This is a genomic window from Polaribacter sp. 20A6, assembly GCF_011378915.1.
In the GTDB taxonomy this organism is placed as follows: domain Bacteria; phylum Bacteroidota; class Bacteroidia; order Flavobacteriales; family Flavobacteriaceae; genus Polaribacter; species Polaribacter sejongensis.
In genome coordinates this window covers 141626-163283 of record NZ_WTPZ01000004.1, presented here as the reverse complement: position 1 = coordinate 163283, position 21658 = coordinate 141626, and the positions used below count along the sequence as shown (strand labels likewise).

19 protein-coding genes are annotated in these 21658 nt (G+C 30.1%); 14 read left to right on the top strand and 5 right to left on the bottom strand.

Annotation, left to right across the window (positions count from 1 at the left end; all coding sequences use genetic code 11):
- The first annotated feature begins 943 nt into the window (after positions 1-943).
- The 3 genes from GQS57_RS10740 (at position 944) to GQS57_RS10730 (ending at position 6961) form a co-directional block, all read left to right on the top strand.
- Positions 944-2368, top strand: a complete 1425-nt coding sequence (locus GQS57_RS10740) for a hypothetical protein (RefSeq protein WP_165732857.1) — start codon at positions 944-946, stop codon at positions 2366-2368.
- Positions 2369-2464: 96 nt separating this feature from the next.
- Entirely contained in the window at positions 2465-4636 is a 2172-nt protein-coding gene (locus GQS57_RS10735) for an McrB family protein (protein ID WP_165732856.1), read from the top strand.
- A 3-nt stretch (positions 4637-4639) separates the two neighbouring features.
- Complete coding sequence (locus GQS57_RS10730) at positions 4640-6961, top strand: DUF2357 domain-containing protein (RefSeq protein WP_165732855.1); 2322 nt, start codon at positions 4640-4642, stop codon at positions 6959-6961.
- Positions 6962-7014: 53 nt separating this feature from the next.
- On the opposite strand, the gene GQS57_RS10725 is transcribed toward GQS57_RS10730, so the two are convergent.
- Together GQS57_RS10725 and GQS57_RS10720 are read right to left on the bottom strand one after the other, a co-directional pair.
- Positions 7015-8907: a SulP family inorganic anion transporter gene (locus GQS57_RS10725; RefSeq protein ID WP_165732854.1), complete on the bottom strand. Its 1893-nt coding sequence runs from the start codon at positions 8905-8907 to the stop codon at positions 7015-7017.
- 201 nt (positions 8908-9108) lie between these two features.
- The gene (locus GQS57_RS10720; RefSeq protein WP_165732853.1) at positions 9109-9711 is read right to left on the bottom strand and encodes an NUDIX hydrolase; all 603 of its coding nucleotides are present in this window, start codon (positions 9709-9711) and stop codon (positions 9109-9111) included.
- A 7-nt stretch (positions 9712-9718) separates the two neighbouring features.
- On the opposite strand from GQS57_RS10720, the gene pyrE reads away from it, so the two are divergent.
- Together pyrE and GQS57_RS10710 are read left to right on the top strand one after the other, a co-directional pair.
- Entirely contained in the window at positions 9719-10360 is a 642-nt protein-coding gene (pyrE, locus tag GQS57_RS10715; protein ID WP_165732852.1) for an orotate phosphoribosyltransferase, read from the top strand.
- Positions 10361-10370: 10 nt separating this feature from the next.
- Positions 10371-10760: an SRPBCC family protein gene (locus tag GQS57_RS10710; protein ID WP_165732851.1), complete on the top strand. Its 390-nt coding sequence runs from the start codon at positions 10371-10373 to the stop codon at positions 10758-10760.
- On the opposite strand, the gene GQS57_RS10705 is transcribed toward GQS57_RS10710, so the two are convergent.
- Positions 10757-11488, bottom strand: coding sequence for a biotin--[acetyl-CoA-carboxylase] ligase (locus GQS57_RS10705; RefSeq protein ID WP_165732850.1), 732 nt, complete (start codon positions 11486-11488; stop codon positions 10757-10759). The two genes, GQS57_RS10710 and GQS57_RS10705, sit on opposite strands and share 4 nt — an antisense overlap.
- Before the next feature lie 87 nt (positions 11489-11575).
- Between GQS57_RS10705 and rsfS the strand changes: the two genes are divergently transcribed.
- The 7 genes from rsfS to GQS57_RS10670 are packed head-to-tail and all read left to right on the top strand — an operon-like array spanning position 11576 to position 16887.
- Positions 11576-11944, top strand: coding sequence for a ribosome silencing factor (gene rsfS / locus GQS57_RS10700; RefSeq protein WP_165732849.1), 369 nt, complete (start codon positions 11576-11578; stop codon positions 11942-11944).
- Between the two features lie 20 nt (positions 11945-11964).
- On the top strand, positions 11965-13938 hold the full coding sequence (gene ftsH, locus GQS57_RS10695; RefSeq protein WP_165732848.1) for an ATP-dependent zinc metalloprotease FtsH: 1974 nt from the start codon (positions 11965-11967) through the stop codon (positions 13936-13938).
- Between the two features lie 3 nt (positions 13939-13941).
- A complete protein-coding gene (locus GQS57_RS10690) occupies positions 13942-14526 on the top strand; it encodes a hypothetical protein (RefSeq protein WP_165732847.1) in 585 nt (194 codons plus the stop codon).
- Position 14527: 1 nt separating this feature from the next.
- Positions 14528-15322 carry a phosphatidate cytidylyltransferase gene (locus GQS57_RS10685; protein ID WP_165732846.1) on the top strand — a complete coding sequence of 265 codons (795 nt, stop codon included), beginning with the start codon at positions 14528-14530 and terminating at the stop codon, positions 15320-15322.
- A gap of 2 nt (positions 15323-15324) precedes the next feature.
- Positions 15325-15981: a phosphatidylserine decarboxylase family protein gene (locus GQS57_RS10680; RefSeq protein WP_165732845.1), complete on the top strand. Its 657-nt coding sequence runs from the start codon at positions 15325-15327 to the stop codon at positions 15979-15981.
- Between the two features lie 5 nt (positions 15982-15986).
- On the top strand, positions 15987-16253 hold the full coding sequence (locus GQS57_RS10675; protein WP_165732844.1) for an acyl-CoA-binding protein: 267 nt from the start codon (positions 15987-15989) through the stop codon (positions 16251-16253).
- Between the two features lie 4 nt (positions 16254-16257).
- Positions 16258-16887: a YceI family protein gene (locus GQS57_RS10670; RefSeq protein ID WP_165732843.1), complete on the top strand. Its 630-nt coding sequence runs from the start codon at positions 16258-16260 to the stop codon at positions 16885-16887.
- 6 nt (positions 16888-16893) lie between these two features.
- Here the strand turns inward: GQS57_RS10670 and GQS57_RS10665 are convergent, their stop codons facing one another.
- Positions 16894-17769, bottom strand: coding sequence for a TIGR01777 family oxidoreductase (locus GQS57_RS10665; RefSeq protein WP_165732842.1), 876 nt, complete (start codon positions 17767-17769; stop codon positions 16894-16896).
- Between the two features lie 125 nt (positions 17770-17894).
- On the opposite strand from GQS57_RS10665, the gene GQS57_RS10660 reads away from it, so the two are divergent.
- Both GQS57_RS10660 and GQS57_RS10655 read left to right on the top strand, forming a co-directional pair.
- Positions 17895-19019, top strand: coding sequence for a VWA domain-containing protein (locus GQS57_RS10660; protein ID WP_165732841.1), 1125 nt, complete (start codon positions 17895-17897; stop codon positions 19017-19019).
- Between the two features lie 45 nt (positions 19020-19064).
- Entirely contained in the window at positions 19065-20531 is a 1467-nt protein-coding gene (locus GQS57_RS10655) for a magnesium chelatase (protein WP_165732840.1), read from the top strand.
- A gap of 371 nt (positions 20532-20902) precedes the next feature.
- On the opposite strand, the gene GQS57_RS10650 is transcribed toward GQS57_RS10655, so the two are convergent.
- The gene (locus GQS57_RS10650) at positions 20903-21478 is read right to left on the bottom strand and encodes a YdeI family protein (RefSeq protein WP_165732839.1); all 576 of its coding nucleotides are present in this window, start codon (positions 21476-21478) and stop codon (positions 20903-20905) included.
- Positions 21479-21658 lie beyond the last annotated feature (180 nt).

Below are 21658 nucleotides of genomic sequence, written 5' to 3'. Positions count from 1 at the left end.
CTTTGAGTGTAAAAGATCCTTCGACAAACTCAGGAGGACATTGTGAATTTAAATTGGATTCAGATATATTATTAGTTATATTTTGTTTTCAAGAGTTATCAGTTAAAACTCAATGCAATGCTGGTGCGAGCGACTCGCTCGTACTTTCTGAATTCGATTTACAAAAAAAAACAGTATAGAATGTTATCAGAGAAGTATTGTCGATTGCACGAGCATGACGCTCGCGTTAGCGGATGTTTATATATGAGCCTGTACATTTAAATTGTTTTCAATTTTATAACACAAAATGTATGTTTACTATGTGTCTTTGTAGTCGATTTTGTACGTGTTAAAAATCCTTCGACAAGCTCAGGAGGACATTTTGCCTTTAAATTGGTTTCAGATATATTATTACAAAATCTATGTGTCAATTTTGCAACGATATGTCAGTCAGGGCTTGTCGAAGACTTTTTTAAGCGTAAAAGATTCTGCGATTAGCTAAGGAGGGCATTGTAAATTCAAATTGGATTCAGATATATTATTAGTAAGATTTTGTTTTCTATATACCTATGTGGTAAACTTTTTAAGGAGTTGTCAGTTCGAGCGCAGTCGAGAACAATTCGATATTTAACGAAGCAGAAAATTATTTTATTCGTAACTTGTAATCTCTAAAATCAATTTTAAAAAACACATGCTTTTAATTTTAATTAATTGGATTTATATTTTTATTTCCTCCTTAAGCTTTGGTTTTTTATTGAAAAAACTATTTAAAATTGAATCTCAAAATTTTACAATTCACCATATTTTAGGACTATTTTCAATTACATTATTCAGTTGGCTGTATGCTTTTTTCTTTGCTTTAGATCATATTTTCTACGGAATAATGAGCAGTATAACTCTTTTCTGTCTTTATTTTTTCAGAAAAGAGATTAAAACCCAGTTTACGCAGTTTAAAAAGAGTTGGTTGTCATTTAGTAAAACCTACAAATTTGGACTCCTTTTTATTTTTATTATTGCTTTGGCAATGTCTTCGGTTACACCTTCCATTTTTGATAATGAGAGTTATTACCTACAAACCATTAAGTGGTTAAATGAATATGGTTTTGTAAAAGGATTGGGAAATTTACACATCTTTTTTGCGCAAACTTCTAGTTGGCATATTTTACAAGCAGCATTTACTTTTCCGTTTTTAGAAACGAATTTTAACGATTTGAATGGTTTCTTTTTAATCATCTTTTCTTTTTTCTGCTTTCAGCAGTTGCATCAATTTAAGACAACAAAAAAAATACATCAATTATATATAGGAAGTGTGTTGGTTGGTTTGCCTTTTATTATTTTTTTCATCAACGCACCATCGCCAGATTTACCGGTGTTTTTAATCAGCCAGTTGTTGTTTTATCTTTTTATAAAGCATTTTAATAAGATTGATTATTCTAATTTTATTCTTATTCTATTACTCACAATTTTTTTATGTGTTGTTAAAATCACGACGTGTGTATTGGTTTTATTACCATTAATTTTATTTGTAAAGCATTATAAAATACTGAAAAGTAATTTGGTGAAACCAATTGTATTCTCCCTTTTTGTAGTTGGATTGTTTTTAATGAAAAATGTAATTCTTACCGGTTACTTGTTATATCCTTTACAAATTTTAGATGTTTTAGATGTTTTAGATGTCGATTGGAAAGTACCAACAGCACTTATTCAATTGTTTAAAGTAGGTACGTATAGTGCTGCCTTCGATTATCAAGAGTTGGCAAATATTTCTACTTATCAATTGTTTATTGCTTGGATAACCTCGTTTAAATTCAACGGAATTATAAATATGATATTTATGTCGCTTTTAATTTCTTTTCCTTTTTTATGGTATTTTAAAAGCAAAGAAAAGTCAGTTTTTATATTGTATGTAATAGGTGTTTTACACTTTGTATTGGCTTGGATTTTCTCTCCTCAATACCGATTTTTCTTTTTTTATATGTTATTTTTTGCCATGCAAATTTGTGTTTGGTTTTTTAGAAAAGAAAAAATAATTGTATTTTTTATGGCTGTGAGTTTGTTATTAAGTTTGGTGCCTTTTTTGACAGAGTTAAAACTAAGTAATTACACCACTATTAAAAAAACGAATACAAAAACAAGCCTTTTAAAGCTTGAAAACATTTTACAACCAAATGTGAATTCTAGCATGAGTGCAGGCTTTGAGCAACATATAGAAAACGGATTTCATTATAATTCGCCAACAAAAGAAAGCTATTTCTGGACTGTAGGGATTGTGCCTTTGCCAGCTGTGAATGTCAAGCAAATTTCTTTTATAAAGAAGCATTATAAGATTGTTCCGAGTTTAAGAACTGGGGATGTTGGAGATGGTTTTAAGAGTGTGGAGTGTGAATAGTTTATTGTTTTGAATGGTTTTTTAGTTAGTTTAAATCTTAGATAATAACGTGTTTATTTAAAAATCTTCTTTATTTTAGTTGGTTAGAAATAAGCTATGAATAATCACTACAGTTGGGTTGAAACTCATAATGAAATAACGAAATATTTAAGTGAAAATGAAGATAATCAATTAGATTTAATAGAGTTGTTAAAGTCTGTTGGTATTACTCCTTTTAATGATAGACTAGAGGATGGAGTTGACACAATTGAAGGTAAGTTAGAAGAGATTGACCCATTTACATTTTATTGTTATATATATAAATATGGAGAAGAGCGCAGACTTAAGTTTCTTCAAGAAATAGCCAGAAAAATTGGAGCTAAAGTTCCTTATGATGAAAAAGGAATACCCTCTGCACAAGCTCAAAAAGTATGGTTATTCCCTTATAAATATCTCCGAAAAAATAATGAAATAACAAGATTGTGGAGTTTTTTTAAAAAAGCTATTGATAATAAAATAACGAATGAAGATTTCTTGGATATTTTAAAACTTAAAGGAGTAGGTAAAACTAAATTAACTGAAATTTTATTTTACATTCAACCTGAAAAATATTTTCCGATAAACGGTCCGACTAAACCATTTTTAAGAAAAAGTTTAGGATTATCAATAGATTTTAATAATTATCAAGAGTACTTAGATTTATTAGATAATATTAAAAGTAACACAGATATCCCTTTTTATGAATTGTCATTTAAAGCATGGGAGTGGAATAGTAGTCATATTACAAGTAAGTTAGGGAAGAAATCTGATGATCTTTCTGAAATTAAAAATGAATTTATAGATTTTATAAATAGGACAAATATAAAAGGAAGTCAAAAAGCAAGTTCATATATAAGAGCTTTAGATTTATTAGATAATATTTTAAGAAGCAAAGCGAATAATAAGCTTGAAGGAGGAGAAAGTATCTATAGTATAGTATCAGTCGCAATAATTGAAAAATTGTATTCTTTCATTTTAGAAGAGCAAAAAAATAAAAGTGGAATTTTTGAGAAAGAAGAACCTACTAGTTATTGGCAAAAAGGATTTTATTCAGCTGCATTAAAAAGTTACATGGAGTTTTTAAATTTTAAAAATTTAAATATAGGTTACAAGAAAAAGGAGGCAATACCTTTTTTAATGTCTAAATTCGAAGAATCATGCAGTGACGCAGGATTAAATTATGATGCAAAATTAATTACAAGATACATTTCATCTATAGCAACAAAACCATTTGTTTTACTAAGTGGTTTATCTGGTTCAGGTAAAACAAAATTAGCACAAGCTTTTGCACAATGGATTGCTGAGGATAAAAACCAATATTGCATTGTGCCAGTTGGAGCAGATTGGACAAATAGAGAACCCTTATTAGGTTATGTTAACGCATTAAATAACGAAGAGTATATTTTACCAGAAAATGGTGCTTTAACACTGCTTATTGAAGCAAACAAAGAAGAAAACAAAACCAAACCATATTTTTTAATTTTAGATGAGATGAACTTAAGTCATGTAGAGCGTTACTTTGCAGACTTTTTAAGTATCATGGAATCTAAAGACCAACTAAAACTTCATAGTGATGTTGAGAATAAAGGCATTGTGTCTTCTCATTTAGATTGGCCAAAAAACTTATTTATAGTTGGGACTGTAAACATAGATGAAACTACATATATGTTTAGTTCAAAAGTATTAGACAGAGCGAATGTTATTGAGTTTAGAGTAAACAAAGATGATATCTCTAAGTTTTTAGATGCTCCAACCGAAATTTATTTTACAAACCTAAACGGTAAAGGTGCTGGAATGAGCGAAAACTTTATAGAGATTGCTTCTAATAAAGAATTCCCAAAAGTAAAAACAGACAAACTAAATGAAAAATTAGTTCTGTTTTTTGAAGAATTGAAAAAAACGGGAGCAGAATTTGGTTATCGTACCGCAATAGAAATACACAGATTATACAACCAATTAACTACTTTGGATAACACAATGCTTGAAGAAGCAAAAATAGACATTGCCATTATGCAAAAGCTTTTACCAAAACTACATGGTTCTAGGCGTAAACTTTGTCCTATTTTAGAAACTTTAGCATCGTTTTGTGTTGTTGAAAAAACAGATGTATTAAAAGCTTTTTTAAACAATAGAGAAGCTATTGACTTTAAAACAAACACAAGTGTTTTATATCCTTTATCTCTAGAAAAAATTACAAGGATGTATAAAGGCGCAGTAGATAATGGTTTTGCTAGTTATGCAGAAGCTTAACAGATGGAGAAAAAACAATCCATAGAAATAGATTTATCTTTTATAGAAGATGGTTTACACTTATGTATCGACGCACAAAAGAAAGGCGATATAGAAGTAGACACAACCAACTTATATACAAACGAACCTGCTTATCAATTAAAAGAAGGTAGTTTCTATGATTTTGAGTTTTCTCATAAAAATGAAACCCAAGCTAAAAATTATCGTCTTTTTTGTAGCGACCAAAGTAATATTGTTAAAAACAGAAAACGAAAAGAATATATTGGTGTAATTGCACCAAACATCTTTGTAGGCACGTTAACCTTGCAAATTTTAAATACTGAAAACCCTAACCAAAAATGGGATTTACAATTAGAGGTTCAATCTAAAAAAACTAGCTATCGAGAGGATTATCAATACATGTTAAATGATATTACATCAAAATGTACTGATTTAATTATTCAAGCAAACTCACCTGTTAGTCATTCGTTTGAAATAGACCCAGAAACCAAAAACAAAACCTTATATCAGCGTTTTGCTTTTATTAGTTCTATAATAAACTCAGAAGAATTTGAAGACGCTATTCAACGTATTGTAACAAGTCCTACAACAACTTGGACAGAAAAATCTGAACTAACAGATGTTAGAAAAATAAAACGTTTTAGAAATAAAGAGCTAAGATTATTATTAAATTCTGATAACAGGTTAAAATTAAACGAAACACATCCTTTATATAAGAAAGGAATAAAATCGGTTGCAACAAAAATCGAATCCTATCGAAAACTAGAAAGTGTTGATACACCGGAAAACAGATTCATTAAACATGCTTTAGAAACTTTTTTAAAGTTTTGCATGGATATTTCTAATCATCCAAATGCAGGAAAAAGACTAAAAGACGAAGCAGATACTGTTTCTGAAAAACTGGAAACACATTTACAACAAGATTTATTCAAATCCGTATCAAGACCAACCACTTTAAAATTAAATAGTCCTACTTTACAAAAGAAAGAAGGCTATCGAGAAATTTTAAAAGTCTGGTTAAAATATGATTTAGCAGCTCAACTAATTTGGAATGGCGGAGACGAAGTCTATAGCGGAGGAAAAAAAGATATTGCTACTTTATATGAATATTGGTTGTTTTTTAAACTATTAGATGTTTTAAAAGAAGTTTTTGAGATTGAACCAAAGGAATTAGAAAAGTTAATTGTTCCATCTAAAGACAATTTAAGTTTACAGCTTAAGCAAGGAAAAATAACTGCTTTAAAAGGAACTTACACCAAGGGAAATAGACATTTAAATATTCGATTTAATTATAACAGAAGTTTTATTGGAGGAACGCAAGATATTTCTAAAACAGGTAGTTGGACAACAACATTAAGACCTGACTATACATTATCTATTTGGCCAACCAAACTAAAAGAAACTGAAGCTGAAGCCAAAGACCAAATTGTACATATCCATTTTGATGCAAAATATAAGATCGCAAACATAAATCAGATTTTAGGTCAAGGTGAAAGTGAAAAAGATTTATCTACAGAAAAAAAAGATAACTTAAAAGGAATCTATAAAAATGTAGATTTATTAAAAATGCATGCTTATAAAGATGCTATAAGAAGAACTAGTGGTGCTTATGTTTTATACCCAGGAGAAACAAATAAACCACTTCGTGGTTTTCATGAAGTATTACCTGGTTTGGGAGCTTTCCCTATAAAACCATCAGAAAGTGAAAACGAAACTATTTACTTAGAAAATTTCATCAAAGAAGTATTAAATCACTTTTTGAATACTGCCTCACAACGTGAAAATATCACGCATAAAAGCTATAACATCCATAAAAATAACACACCGAACAAAATTTCAGAACCAATTCCAGAATATTTAGACTCTGAGAAGCAGAAAAAGTTAATACCAGATGAAACTTATGTATTAGTAGGTTATTATAAGAGTAAAGAGCAATTAGATTGGATATTAAATAATAAATACAATTTTAGAACAGGTTTTGGCAAAGGTTCTTTACCAATTGGATTAAAAGAAGTAAAAGCACAGTATCTGCTTTTACATGGTCCAAACGAAATAATAACATCAAGAATTTTTAAACTAGACGAAAAAGGGATTTTTATCTATTCCGCTAAAGATTTAATTGAAAAAGAATATCCAACGAAACCAAGCGGTGAAGCATATTTAATGTTTGGAATTGAAGAAAACGTATCAGCACAATTTAAATATGCAAAATTTGATTTAAAGAAACTTAAAAACTTTTCTAATTTTAGGAACTCACCTAAACCTATAACAGTTTCTTTACCTGACTTAATGAATACAAAATTAAATGAAATTTCAGATAATTAAAAAAGCTCAACTTTTAAAAGTTGAGCTTTTTTAATTATCTATAAATACATTCTCTAAAACTTATATTCCCCCAACGGTTTAGGAAAATCTTCTGGATTTGCTGCTAAATGGTAACGAGGATCATCAATATCTTCTAAAATAACCTCAGAAAAAACAGGGCTAGATTTGTATAATAATAGTTTACAATCTTCACTTAAATGTTTTAAAGTTACTTTTTTACCAGCTGCTTGGTATTTTTCTACCAAATTAAAAATTGCTTCTATGGCAGAATGATCTGTAACACGTGCTTCTACAAAATCTATTTCTACAACATCTGGGTCATTTTTTATATCAAATTTCCCGTTAAACTCCGTAATACTTCCGAAGAAAAGTGGTCCCCAAATTTCATAAATTTTTGTTCCGTCTTCTTTAAAGCGTTTTCTAGCTCTAATTTTCTTAGCACTTGTCCAAGCAAAAGACAAAGCAGAAATAATAACCCCAACAAATACTGCAATGGCCAAATCAAAGAAAACAGTAACTGCAGATACTATGATTAATACAGCAGCATCAGACATTGGTATTTTCTTTAAAATTCTAAAACTAGACCAAGCAAATGTTTCTATAACCATCATAAACATAACCCCAACAAGTGCAGCAATTGGTACTTGCTCAATATATTTATCAGCAAATAAAATAAAAGTCAATAGAGTTAAAGCCATCATGATTCCAGATAAACGTCCACGTCCGCCAGCATTAATGTTTATAACTGTTTGTCCAATCATACCACATCCACCAGTACCACCAAAAGCACCACTTACAATGTTTCCTGCACCTTGCGCAATACATTCTTGATTTCCGTTTCCTCTAGTTTCGGTTAACTCATCAACTAGGTTCATCGTCATTAAGGTTTCTATTAAACCAACCGATGCTGCTAAAAATGCATACGGAGCAATAAATTTTAAAGTATCTAAATTAAAAGGTAGGTTGCTCCATAATTCTAAAACATTTAAGTTTTTAGAAAGTTCTGCAATTCCGTTTAAACCAGCACCACCACCGTCTCTAATAAAATCTCCAACATTAATAGAATTTAATCCGGTAAAAATAGAGATTAAAGTAACAATTAAAATAGCTGTTAATGCAGCCGGAATTTTTGTTGTAATTTTAGGTAAACCCCAAACGATTAACATGGTTAATAATACCAAGCCAATCATTACATATAAGGTGTTGCCTTGCATGCTATATTTTACAACTCCAGAATCTTTTACAGAATAAAAGCCTTTGTCAGAAACATTAAATACTACTTTTTTAGTGTTAAGATCAAAAACCTGACCTTCAGAAATTAAAAATAACTCTTCGTTTGTAGTACTATTTTTAACGATATTATCATCAATAGTAAATATTACCGTATTAGAAACTAAATCTTTTACTTGGTTGTTAGATACATTGTAAACCAATTCTTTAGATTCGGTTTTACGCATATTTTGTCCGTAGAAATCTTTTTTGTTTTCTTTAAACATTCCTAATTGCGCCATAAAAATAACAATGGCCAATCCGTTTACAAACCCCATCATTACTGGATGCGGAATTAGACGTACAAATTTTCCTAACTTAAAGAGGCCAGCAAAAACTTGTATCACACCCATTAGTACTACGGCGGCTAAAAGATAAAAATAGCCCATATTTTCTACAGGATTGTCAAATAACAAACCTTTTGCATGTCCTTCTTGTATCATATGAACAAAAATAACAGCTACAGCACCTGCTGCTCCAGAGATTAAACCTGGTCTTCCACCAAAACTAGCTGAAATAATTCCTACTACAAAAGCACCAAACAATGCCACAATAGGACTTATTTGTGCTACAAAGGCAAAAGCTACAACTTCTGGTATCATTGCTAAGGAAACGGTTATTCCTGCAAGTACATCATCTTTTGCGTTTGGTAATATTTTTCTAATAAATTCAGTCATAATTTGGTTAATTTTTAAAGTCGGCAAAGATAGACGGTTTTTTTAAAAAACGACCTTTCTTATGAGTATTGTTAATTCATATAAATGTATTTATCAGATAACTACGCAATGAATTCGTGAATAAGAACTAATTAAAAATGAAATACTTAACGGAGTAAAGAGAAAAAATTATAAAAACGAATATTAATTCTTAGAACTTTACTAATTAGAATTTTCTAGATAGGTGTTATACACTAATTGAATATTTGCATACGTATTTTCTAGCGCAGCCTCAACAGCTGTTTTATTTTTAAAAACAACTTCGGTAATGCCTTCTTCTAGTTGAGGTGTTAGTTTTTCTGAATAATTAGAAGTCATTAAAAACCAATAAGTCTGTTTTAATTTAATTCCTTTATGAAAATAAATATGATAGGTAGTAATTAATGGCTTGATAAGTTGTAGGTTAGAAATGCCGCATTCTTCTTCTACTTCCCTAATTGCAGCCGTTTCTATGGTTTCTCCTTTTTCAATCCATCCTTTTGGTAAATCCCAAACACCGTTTCTAAAAATAAATAAAACTTCTTTTTTGGGGTTTAGTACTAATCCGCCAGAGGCGGGAATTAGCTTCATGTTAGATAAAAAAGATTTCCAATCATTCTCTATGTCAGTAGAGTACAAAACAACCCCTTTAAGTTCCTTGTTTTTTAATTTCTGAATAATTTCATCAAAAACAATATTCTTAAAATTGTAAACAGGAAAAATATTTTCTTTTTGTGAACAAGAAGTGAAAATTATTGGCGTATCATTTACAAAAACTTTATACATTTGCGATATGATTTTAAACAAAGATACGGCAAAAAAAACAGCTGAACTTTTATTGCAAATAAAAGCAATAAAGTTAAGCCCAAATGACCCTTTTAACTGGGCATCAGGTTGGAAGTCTCCAATATATTGTGATAATAGAGTTACTTTATCTTATCCTCCAGTTCGTGTTTTTCTTAAAGAAGAAATATCAAAACTTGTAGAATTAGAATATGGTAAGCCAGACGTAATTGCTGGTGTTGCTACAGGTGCAATTGCTATTGGGGTTTTAGTAGCGCAACAATTAGGTGTTCCTTTTATTTATGTTAGGCCAGAGCCAAAAAAGCATGGTAGAAAGAACCAAATTGAAGGGCATTTAGAAAGCGGACAAAATGTTGTTGTAATTGAAGATTTAATAAGTACAGGTAATAGTAGCTTAAATGCAGTAGAAGCTTTAAAAGAAGCGGGTGGTGTTGTAAAAGGTATGGTTGCTATTTTTTCTTATGGATTTGATATTGCAAAGAAGAATTTTGAAGAAAAAAATGTAGGTTTAACTACTTTAAGTAATTACGAAAACTTGTTAGAACAAGCTTTAGATAGTAATTATATTACAGATAAAGAGTTGGCTACATTAAATGATTGGAGAAAGAACCCTAGTGAGTGGAAACAGTAAAATTTAAAAAATGAATATAAACGGAAATACAGTTACTATTGACAAATCTGCTGAAGAATTGTTTGCCTTTTTTTCAGATTTAAAGAACTTTGAGCAATTAATGCCAGAAAATATTCAAAAATTTGAAGTTGATGGTGAATCTTTTATATTCGGTTTACCTGGTATGCCAGAGATTAGACTCGTTTTAAAAGAAAAAACACCGTTTACTAATATTACATTAGGTGCTGCAAGTAGTAAATTACCTTTTACTTTAGCTGCAGATCTTAATGAGATTGAAGAAAACAAAACAGAAGTAAGCTTAAAATTCGATGGAGAATTTAATGCAATGATGGCAATGATGATTAAAAAACCATTGACAAAATTTGTAGATACACTTACAGAAAATATAGGGAAACTTTAAAGGAAAGAAATTTCTTTCAATCCAAATTCTTTGATGACATCGTCTTCTAATTGAACTTGTAGCTTTCCGAAATCTGAAATTCCAGAAATCATTCCCATAAAAATCTCATCCTTACTATTTTTAAACATAGTAGGGATATTTTTTTTATACAATACGTCTAAATATTTTTCTTCTAAAAGGTTGAAATTTTGAGAAGTTAAGCGTTTTATATTTTTTTTAATTTCGTCTAAAATAGCTTTTAGTAAAAGATCTAAATCATATTCTAGACCGGTTTCTAATTTTAAAGAAGTAGCGTTGTTTAAGTATGCTGGAAAAGTTTCTTGATTTATATTTATCCCAATTCCTACAAAAGAATTTTTAATACGGTCGCCAGAAAACGTGTTTTCTATTAAAATGCCACAAATTTTCTTGTTTGCTGACAGAATGTCGTTAGGCCATTTTATAGACGGCTTTGGTAAATTATTAGCAAATAAAACATCATAAATAGCTAATGAGATTGCAAAGTTTAAATATTTTTTTTGAACTACCTTTAAATCGGTAAAGCTAATAAAGATACTGAATGTAAGGTTTTTGTGAGGTTCGGATACCCACTTGTTTTGTTGCTGACCTCTCCCTTTTATTTGGTTTTGAGTAACAACAGTTGTAAAATTCTCTAGGGTAGAATTTTGAGCTAAATCCTTTAAAAAAGAATTCGTAGAATCGGTGGCACTAAGTTTGATTGTTTTCAAGTGTTAAATAAAGTGTAAACTACTGTAATAATACACAAAATACTCGCAAAAAAATAATAACTTTGCGTTAAATATAGAAAAAAGTTAATGACAAATAAAAAAGTAAGTACAGATGATTTAATTGCTTTAATTATTAAAGGGATTGATGAGGTAAAAGGAGAAAATATTCAATTATTAGACTTACGAGATATAGAGAATACTGTATGCGATTATTTTATAATCTGCTCGGGGAACTCAAATACACAAGTAAATGCAATTTCTGGTTCTATTCAAAAAATAGTAAGCAAAGAACTTAAAGACAAACCTTGGCATATAGAAGGTCAAACAAATTCTGAATGGGTTTTAATGGATTATGTAAACGTAGTGGTGCACATTTTTCAAAAACAAGTTCGTGACTATTATGATATTGAAAGTCTTTGGGGTGATGCAAAAATTACAGAGATAAAATCAGTTTAATCTTTTTATTTTTTAAATAAATGAGTGATTCAAAAAAAGATAGTAATTCTAATATGCCTAAATTTAAGTTTAACGCGTATTGGATATATGGTGCAATATTTGTAGTAATAATGGCATTCCAGTTTTTTAGTAGTGGAGATTTAGCTACTAAAAGTATTTCTAAAAATGAGTTTAATGACATTTTAAAAGACAATGATATTTCTAGAATTGTTGTTTTAAATAATAATTTAGCTCAGATTTATATTAAAGAAGAAGCACAAAAAAAAGAGCGTTATAGTAAGATTATAAACTCTGCTTTTTATACACAAGGCTCTTCTTTTTATGACTATAATTTCGGGGATTTACAAAATTTCGAAAATAATATTGAAAAAGCGAGACAAGCGAACGAGTTAGACTTTGATATAAAAAATGAAAACAAAACAAGTATTTTTGATACTATTTTAGGTTTCTTACCTTTTATAATATTAATTGCTGTTTGGTTATTTTTTATGAAAAGAATGTCTGGTGGTGGTGCTGGATCTGGTGGTGGAGGTCAAATCTTTAGCATTGGTAAGTCTAAAGCAAAGTTATTTGACAAAGACACAAAGGTTAAAACTACGTTCGAAAATGTTGCCGGATTAGAAGGTGCTAAAGAAGAAGTACAAGAAATTGTAGACTTCTTAAAGAACCCTGAGAAATATACTTCTTTAGGAGGTAAAATTCCAAAAGGAGCTTTATTAGTAGGACCTCCTGGAACAGGAAAAACATTATTAGCCAAAGCAGTTGCAGGTGAAGCAGATGTTCCTTTTTTCTCATTATCTGGTTCAGATTTTGTTGAAATGTTTGTAGGTGTAGGTGCTTCTCGTGTAAGAGATTTATTTAAAAAAGCTGCAGAGAAATCTCCTTCTATTATTTTTATTGATGAGATAGACGCTATTGGTAGAGCTCGTGGAAAAAATAGTATGACTGGTGGTAATGATGAGCGTGAAAACACGTTGAATCAATTATTAACAGAAATGGATGGTTTTGGTACAGATGTAAATGTTATTGTATTAGCAGCAACAAACAGAGCAGATGTTTTAGATAGTGCGTTAATGCGTGCTGGTCGTTTTGATAGACAGATCTATGTAGATTTACCAAACATCAACGAAAGAAAAGAAATTTTTGAAGTACATATAAAACCTTTAAAATTAGCGGAAGATGTTAAGATAGATTTCTTAGCACAACAAACTCCTGGTTTTTCTGGGGCAGATATTGCTAATATGTGTAACGAATCTGCATTAATTGCTGCCAGAAATGGTAAAAAAGCAATTCATCATCAAGATTTCTTAGATGCTGTAGATAGAATTGTTGGTGGTTTAGAAAAGAAAAATAAAGTAATTACACCTAAAGAGAAAAAAGTAATTGCTTTTCATGAAGCAGGTCACGCAACTATTAGTTGGATGTTAGAGCATGCTGCACCATTGGTAAAAGTTACTATTGTACCAAGAGGACAATCTTTAGGAGCTGCTTGGTATTTGCCAGCAGAAAGAATGATTGTACAGACAGAGCAGATGTTAGATGAAATGTGTGCTACCATGGGAGGTAGAGCCGCAGAAAAAGTAATGTTTGATAAAATATCTACAGGGGCTTTAAGTGATTTAGAAAAAGTGACTAAGCAAGCAAAAGCAATGGTAACTGTTTATGGTTTAAATGAAGCAGTTGGTAATGTTACCTATTATGATTCTTCTGGAAACGATGGTTTTGTTAAACCTTATAGTGAAGAGACTGGTAAAACAATAGATCAAGAAATTTCTAAAATTATTGAAGCTCAATATTTAAGAGCAATCGAAATTTTACAAGAAAACAAAGATAAATTAACGACTCTTGCAGAATTATTATTGGAAAAAGAAGTTATTTTTAAAGACGATTTAGAAAAGATATTCGGTAAAAGACCTTTTGAAGAACCTCTTGAAGTAGAAATCGTTGATGAGAAAAAAGACATTCCTCCAGTAGAATTAAAAACTGAAGAATAATAAATGAATTTTTTTAAAAAGCTATTCAAGATACCCAATAAAGAAGAAAATGACATCCAAAGACAAGAAGTAGATCTTTCTTTGGATGATCTTTTTGTACATAATTTCCTTGAAAAAGGAGGTAAGTTTTTATATTGTTTAAAAGAAAGTGAAGTTGTAGAGAATTTAAAGAGCATTTTAAAAGAGAATAATTGGAATCAATTAACACTTTTAGATGACAAGTTATCTGCCTTTTTAAACAGACATGAGGTGGCAATGAATAGAAATTTCAATTCAAATTTTCCTGTTTTCTTGAATTGTGAGCATTTGATTGCAGATAATGGAGATATTTTATTTTCATCGAAGCAATTAAAAAGTATTAAGTTGTCAGAAATGCCTCAAAACTTTATAGTTTATGCAACTACGAGTCAGTTGGTTAAAGACATGGGACAAGGCTTAACGGGTATTAAAATTCATCATAAGAATGATTTACCAACCAACATTTCTGCCATAAAAAATTATAACATTCATAAAAATGATGATAATTTCTTAAACTACGGAAACAGTAACTCAAAAAACTTATATTTGCTGCTATTAGAAGATTTATAATATGAGTAACCTTTTAAAAAGGAGTCTTTCAGGCATAATTTACGTTTTAATTTTTATATCAGCGATTCTTTTTTCTAAAGAATCGTATGTGGTTCTAACAACTATTTTTGGATTGTTGTGCGTTTGGGAGTTTTCTAAACTGATCAATTTTAAAGGACTAATTGGGTATATTTTCTTTTGTTTTACATTGTTCTTAATGTTAAAAAGACCAGAAAGTTATGCCGTAATTATTATTTTAGGAATTACCATTATTTCCTCCTTATCTTTAATCTATTACTTATTTACTAAAAAAGAAATCTCATTTTCTAATGATAGATCTAAATCTGGTTTACTGATTAGGTATCCTGTTTTTTCTATGATTTTTTTAATTCTTTTACCTATTTGTAAAGATGGTTATAACCCTCATTTAATAATTTCTATTCTAATTATGATTTGGGTAAATGATAGTTTTGCTTTTTTAGTGGGTAAAAATTTTGGAAAAAGAAAATTGTTTATTTCGGTTTCACCAAAAAAGACACAAGAAGGTTTTTTAGGAGGTTTGGTTTTTGCTCTAATAGCGGCCTTTATAATTAGTAAATTTAATACTGATTTTACAGTAGTTAATTGGTTAGTTATAGCTGTTATTGTTAGTGTAATTGGTACGATTGGAGATTTAGTAGAATCTAAATTTAAAAGACAAGCCAATATTAAAGATAGTGGTACTATTATGCCTGGGCATGGTGGTATTTTAGATAGATTGGATAGCTTGTTATTTGCAGCACCATTTGTATATTTGTATATTAATTTTATAATTTAAGTATGATTCGTTTTCACAAAGAAGGGTATAAAATAATTGTTATTACCTTTATAATAACAATTGTAGGTGTATTACTAGCCGATAATTTAATTAATATACCTTGGCTTGTTAAAGTAATTCAAGTTATATTACTTGCTTTTTTAGTAATTGTGCTACAATTTTTTAGAAACCCTAAAAGAGCTGCTGCTTTAAATGATAACATTATAGTTGCACCGGTAGATGGTAAAGTAGTTGTTATAGAAGAAGTAGAAGAACCAGAATACTTTAAAGGAAAAAGATTACAAGTGTCTATTTTTATGTCTCCTATTAACGTACACGTTACTAGATATGCCATGAGTGGAGTTGTAAAATATAGTAAATATCATCCAGGTAAATACTTGGTTGCATGGCACCCGAAAGCATCTACAGAAAACGAAAGAACTACGGTAGTAGTTAATAATGCAGCTTTTGGTGATGTTTTATATAGACAAATTGCTGGAGCTTTGGCAAAAAGAATTGTCAATTATGCAAAGGTTGGCGATACAGCAGTACAAGGAGCAGATGCAGGTTTTATAAAATTTGGTTCTAGAGTAGACCTTTTTCTTCCATTAGGTACAAAGCTAAATGTATCTTTAAATGACACAGTAAAAGGTGGGGTTCAGATAATTGCAGAAAAATAACACATATGGAATCTGATTTAGATAAAGAGTTTAACGAAGCTTTCTATAGGATTTCTATGCTAGAAGAATCGATTGCTCCAGACATTATGCTAAAATTTTATGCTTATAACAAGCAAGCAAATTTTGGAAATAAGTTTTCTTTTAATGATGAGCATAACGTTAGAAGTGCTTTTAAGTTAAATGCATGGATGCAATTAAACGGCATGAAATCTGACGTAGCAAAACAAGAATACATTAATTTAGCAAAAACAGTTTTAAATACTAAACAATAACATTATGAAAAGAGTCGTAGTTTTATCATTATTAATGATTGTAGCATTTAATTTTTCATCTTGTAAATCAGATAAAAAATCTGATGAGAAAAAAGAAGATACAATTAAAACTAAAACAAGTGCAGTAGCTTTTTCTTTAGAGGAAGCAAAAAATGAAATAAACTTTGTAGCTTATAAGACTACAGAGAAAGTACCTGTAGGAGGTCAGTTTAATAAAGTTGACATAATTTCTGGAGGAGAAGGAAGTTCTATTAAAGAAGCTATTAATAATACAGAGTTTTCAATTCCTGTAAGTAGTATTTTTACAAAAGACACGAGTAGAGATTTTAAAATTCAAAAATTCTTCTTTGGTGTGATGGACAATACAAAATTACTTTCTGGTAAATTATTAATAACTGATGATACCAATGGTGTTGCAGAAATTAAAATGAACGGAGTTACAGAGAATGTAGCTTTTACTTATACAATAGAAGGAAAGGTTTTTAAGATGGAGGCTACTATGGATATCACTAAATGGAATGCATCTGAGGCTTTAGCGTCATTAAATACAGCTTGTTTAGAATTGCATAAAGGAGCTGATGGAGTTTCTAAAACATGGAGTGATGTGGCTTTAAATATCACGTCTACTTTCTAAGAAGCATTATAAATTATTCAACGCTTTTTTAAGTGTTTCAAATCGAAAAGAATATCCGTTCTTTTCGATTTTTTTTGCCGAAACTTTACTTCCTTCTAGTAATATTTTTGCCATATCGCCAAATACAAGTTTCAAAAGGAAACCTGGAACTCCAATTCCTATATAAGGTCTTTTTATGCTTTTAGCTAACTCTTTAGTAAAGGTTTTACTAGTGTGATGTTCTGGAGCAACTGCATTAAAAACACCTTCTATATTATCTTCAACTGCCTTAACGTAGATGGCACATAAATCATCTAAATGAATCCAAGGCAAAAATTGTTTTCCAGAACCTAAAGGAGTTATAATAGGTGTTTTCATCTTATCTAATGCACCACCTTTATCTGTTAAAACAACACCAGTTCTTAAGATTGTTACCGGAATGTTTTTTGTTGAAAATTGCTGTGCGGCGTTTTCCCACTTTAGGCAAACATCACCTAAAAAATCAGTACCTGCTTTATCGCTTTCCTCGTATATCTTATCATTTGTGATTGCTCCGTAATAACCAACTCCAGATGCAGAAATAAAACCTTTTAATTCGATTTTTAATTCGGTTATTTTATCAAAAAGTAAATTTGCAGTTTTCACTCTACTATCAATTATTATCTGTTTTCTTTCTTCTGTCCAACGTTTGTCTGCAATTCCTGCTCCGGCTAAATGAATGATATAATCTGAGTTTACAAGCGCTTTTTCATCAACATAATTAGAAGAGATATCCCATTTAAATTCTTTTTCATTTCTGGGACTTCTACTTAAAATTACAACTTCATGATTTTTATCAATTAGTAATTTTGATAATCTTTTGCCGACTAAACCTGTACCACCTGTTATAATTATTTTTGCCATAATGTAAATATAATTATTTTTTTGTTTAATGTTTTTAAAATATTATAAAACAAATTTATGCATACATATAATAAAGCAATGTTAATGTTTATTTTTCATCCGTATAAAACTGTACTTTTATAGTGATGAAAAATAATAATAAAAGAAAAGGTTTTGTTTTTAAAACTTACGAAGCAGAACATCAATCTCCTTTCGAAAAATTATTTGAAATTTTTAAGGAATTGATTACACATACTTCTGGGGATTTTGATGAAGCCATAGATTGGTTGCGTTCTTTAGATAAAGAATATAAATTGACCGATGAAAATTATACCATTGATGATTTTATTGAGGATTTAAAGAAGAAAGGTTATATAAAAGAAGAGGTAAAAGGTGATGGTACTGGAGGTACCAAAATTACTCCGAAAACTGAACGTGCCATTCGTCAGCAAGCGTTGAATCATATTTTTGGAAAAATTAAAAGAAGTGGTGCTGGTAATCATAAAAGTAAATCTCCAGGAATAGGAGATGAACATACCGGAGATTTAAGAGCGTATCAGTTTGGAGATGCCTTAGATAAAGTTTCGGTTACAGAAAGCATCAGAAATGCACAAATTAATAACGGAATTGATAATTTCAATTTAACTGAAAACGATTTGGTTGTGGAAGAAACCATGCACAAAAGTCAAATGAGTACCGTTTTAATGATTGATATTAGTCATTCTATGATTCTGTATGGAGAAGATAGAATTACTCCTGCTAAGAAAGTAGCCATGGCGTTGGCAGAATTAATAACAACTCGTTATCCTAAAGACACTTTAGATATTATTGTTTTTGGAAATGATGCTTGGGCAATAAAAATTAAAGATTTGCCTTATTTGCAAGTAGGACCTTATCATACAAATACGGTTGCAGGTTTACAATTAGCGATGGATTTACTCCGAAGAAAACGAAATACTAACAAACAAATTTTTATGATTACCGATGGAAAGCCAAGTTGCTTGCGTTTGCCAGACGGACAATATTATAAGAACAGTAACGGTTTAGACAGATACATTGTAAACAAATGTTATGGAATGGCACAACAAGCTAGAAAATTACACATTCCGATTACTACTTTTATGATTGCACAAGATCCGTACTTAATGCAATTTATAAAGGCATTTACAAAAGCAAATCAAGGAAAAGCATTTTATACAGGTTTAAAAGGCTTGGGAGAAATGATTTTTGAAGATTATGAAACCAATAGAAAAAAGAGAATTAGAGGATAAAAATAAGTGACAAAGTTGCAAAGTTTGTTTCAAAGAAAAATATATATGAGCATAAATACGATAAATTCATTAGGAGAATTAAAAGCATCAGGATATAAATCTAAATCAATTAAAGATGAGTTAAGAGAAAATCTGATTGTAAAAATAAAAAATAAAGAAACTGCTTTTAAAGGAGTTCATGGATATGAGAATACTGTAATTCCGGAATTAGAAAGAGCTATTTTAAGTAAGCATAACATTAATTTATTAGGATTAAGAGGACAAGCAAAAACACGTCTGGCTAGATTGATGGTCGATTTATTGGATGAATACATTCCGGTTGTTGCTGGTTCTGAGATTAACGACGATCCTTTACAGCCAATTTCTAGATTTGCTATTGAGCTGATTAAAGAAAAAGGAGATGATACAGCTATTTATTGGTTGCATAGAAGTGAGCGTTTTGCAGAGAAATTAGCAACTCCAGATGTAACTGTTGCAGATATTATTGGTGATGTAGATCCTATAAAAGCAGCCAACTTAAAATTGAGTTATGCAGATGATAGAGTAATTCACTACGGAATGATTCCGCGTGCAAACAGGTGTATTTTTGTAATTAATGAATTACCAGATTTACAAGCTAGAATTCAGGTGGCACTTTTTAATATTTTACAAGAAGGCGATATTCAAATTAGAGGTTTTAAATTACGTTTGCCTTTAGATATGCAGTTTGTGTTTACAGCAAATCCAGAAGACTACACTAATAGAGGAAGTATTGTTACACCTTTAAAAGATAGAATTGGTTCGCAAATTTTGACGCATTATCCAGAAGATATTGAAACTGCCAAAACAATTACACAGCAAGAAGCAAATAACGTAGGTTCTCAAAAAGATTTTATAGCAGTACCAGAATTGGCAAAAGACTTGTTAGAGCAAATTGTTTTTGAAGCTAGAGAAAGTGAGTTTATCGATGCCAAAAGTGGTGTAAGTGCACGTTTAAGTATTTCTGCATTCGAGAATTTATTAAGTACAGCAGAAAGAAGAGCGTTGCTTTCTGGTGATGAAAAAACAATGATTCGCTTAAATGATTTTGACGGAATCATTCCTGCTATTACAGGAAAAGTAGAGTTGGTTTATGAAGGAGAGCAAGAAGGAGCACAAGTAGTGGCAGAGACCTTAATTAAGGATGCGATTAAAACGTTGTTTCCAAGTTATTTTCCGGAGATAAAAAAGTTAGAAAAACAAGATGAAGAATCTCCGTATGACGATATTATTTCGTGGTTTTTTAATGCTGATGAAGATTTCGAATTGTTAGATGAACATACAGAAGCGCAATACAAAGCAGAATTAGACAAAGTAAAGCCTTTAGATGCTTTTCTTAAAAAACACCAACCAAATATGAATGAAGTAGATGCGTATTTTGTAAAAGAGTTTATTCTTTGGGCATTGGTAGAGTTTAAAAAACTAAGCAAATATCGTTTTGCAGAAGGTACTCAGTTTAAAGATCCTTATGGAAACTTTATAAGCGGACTGTAAGCTTTAAATACACTTTAGATATGAATGTCAAATTGAGCTTGTGGGAACTTTTTAAAAAGAACTCCGACAAGCTCAGTTTGACATTCTTTGTTTTAATTAGTTTTTTAGATGAAGAATTAATGTATTCCTAAAAAACAGTTCAAAATACAATCTGTATTGGTTTCACACAGTTTTGTCATTTCGACCTTAAGGAGAAATCACATAAGGCTTCTTTTTTTTCATATGAATTTTAATTTTGTACTCAAAAAAACTTCGACAAGCTCAATTTGACATTCTTAGGTTTAATTGCTTTCTTTAGATGAAGAATATAAAGTATTGGCAATATTCAATTCAGCATACAGATGTCAGTCTGAGCTTGTCGAAGACCAAAACTACCTATTTCCTCTAGCTTTTTTATTAGCTTCACATAATTGAATAATTTCTGTAATTCTTTTTTGCTTGGTGGCTTCTCTCTTTGCTTGATGTATCCAATATAAATACTGCTTTCTATAACTAGGAGCAAAATTTCTAAAATTGGTAAAAGCTATTTCATTTTTATCAAAAGCAATTTGTAGATCCTTTGGGATAATTCCCTTTTCTACGGCATCTAAAGTAGTCCAAGAACCATTTAGTTTTGCAATTTCTATAATATCTAATCCACTTTGGTGCATTAAATTATCAGCAATTAAATTTTTAATATAATTTTTATTTACGGCACTCCAAACACTTTTCTGTTTCCTTGGACAGAAATATTGTCTGCGTTTTCCATCTCCTAAACTTTTTACAGTGGCATCTATCCAACCAAAACACAAAGCAACTTTTACAGCTTCTTCCCAACGCATAGATTCCTCTTCATTTTCTACTTTATAAAAAATAAGATAAATACCTGTTGATAAAGTATGGTTTTTAGACAACCAAATGCGCCATTCAATATCATTTTTAAAGTAAAATTCTTCAATTTCATTCATAATTTAGAACACTAGGAGCAACTTGTTTCTTTTTTATCCAATTAGTAGTAATTGAAATTTATAATTAAAGAGTGTTGTTTACACAGGTAGGTAAAATAAGAAAATAATTTTTATCATTCTCTATTTAGTATTTTTTGATAGCCATAATTATCACAATCATAAAAATGGCGGAACAAATAA

Excerpts from the sequence above, each read along its gene's own strand:
- GQS57_RS10720 (WP_165732853.1), bottom strand. The coding sequence starts at position 9,711 with ATGTATAAAGTTTTTGTAAATGATACGCCAATAATTTTCACTTCTTGT.
- GQS57_RS10725 (WP_165732854.1), bottom strand. The coding sequence starts at position 8,907 with ATGACTGAATTTATTAGAAAAATATTACCAAACGCAAAAGATGATGTA.
- GQS57_RS10655 (WP_165732840.1), top strand. The coding sequence starts at position 19,065 with ATGAGCATAAATACGATAAATTCATTAGGAGAATTAAAAGCATCAGGA.
- GQS57_RS10710 (WP_165732851.1), top strand. The coding sequence starts at position 10,371 with ATGAATATAAACGGAAATACAGTTACTATTGACAAATCTGCTGAAGAA.
- GQS57_RS10730 (WP_165732855.1), top strand. The coding sequence starts at position 4,640 with ATGGAGAAAAAACAATCCATAGAAATAGATTTATCTTTTATAGAAGAT.
- GQS57_RS10735 (WP_165732856.1), top strand. The coding sequence starts at position 2,465 with ATGAATAATCACTACAGTTGGGTTGAAACTCATAATGAAATAACGAAA.
- pyrE (WP_165732852.1), top strand. The coding sequence starts at position 9,719 with ATGATTTTAAACAAAGATACGGCAAAAAAAACAGCTGAACTTTTATTG.
- ftsH (WP_165732848.1), top strand. The coding sequence starts at position 11,965 with ATGAGTGATTCAAAAAAAGATAGTAATTCTAATATGCCTAAATTTAAG.
- GQS57_RS10665 (WP_165732842.1), bottom strand. The coding sequence starts at position 17,769 with ATGGCAAAAATAATTATAACAGGTGGTACAGGTTTAGTCGGCAAAAGA.
- GQS57_RS10685 (WP_165732846.1), top strand. The coding sequence starts at position 14,528 with ATGAGTAACCTTTTAAAAAGGAGTCTTTCAGGCATAATTTACGTTTTA.
- rsfS (WP_165732849.1), top strand. The coding sequence starts at position 11,576 with ATGACAAATAAAAAAGTAAGTACAGATGATTTAATTGCTTTAATTATT.
- GQS57_RS10690 (WP_165732847.1), top strand. The coding sequence starts at position 13,942 with ATGAATTTTTTTAAAAAGCTATTCAAGATACCCAATAAAGAAGAAAAT.
- GQS57_RS10650 (WP_165732839.1), bottom strand. The coding sequence starts at position 21,478 with ATGAATGAAATTGAAGAATTTTACTTTAAAAATGATATTGAATGGCGC.
- GQS57_RS10670 (WP_165732843.1), top strand. The coding sequence starts at position 16,258 with ATGAAAAGAGTCGTAGTTTTATCATTATTAATGATTGTAGCATTTAAT.
- GQS57_RS10675 (WP_165732844.1), top strand. The coding sequence starts at position 15,987 with ATGGAATCTGATTTAGATAAAGAGTTTAACGAAGCTTTCTATAGGATT.
- GQS57_RS10660 (WP_165732841.1), top strand. The coding sequence starts at position 17,895 with ATGAAAAATAATAATAAAAGAAAAGGTTTTGTTTTTAAAACTTACGAA.
- GQS57_RS10680 (WP_165732845.1), top strand. The coding sequence starts at position 15,325 with ATGATTCGTTTTCACAAAGAAGGGTATAAAATAATTGTTATTACCTTT.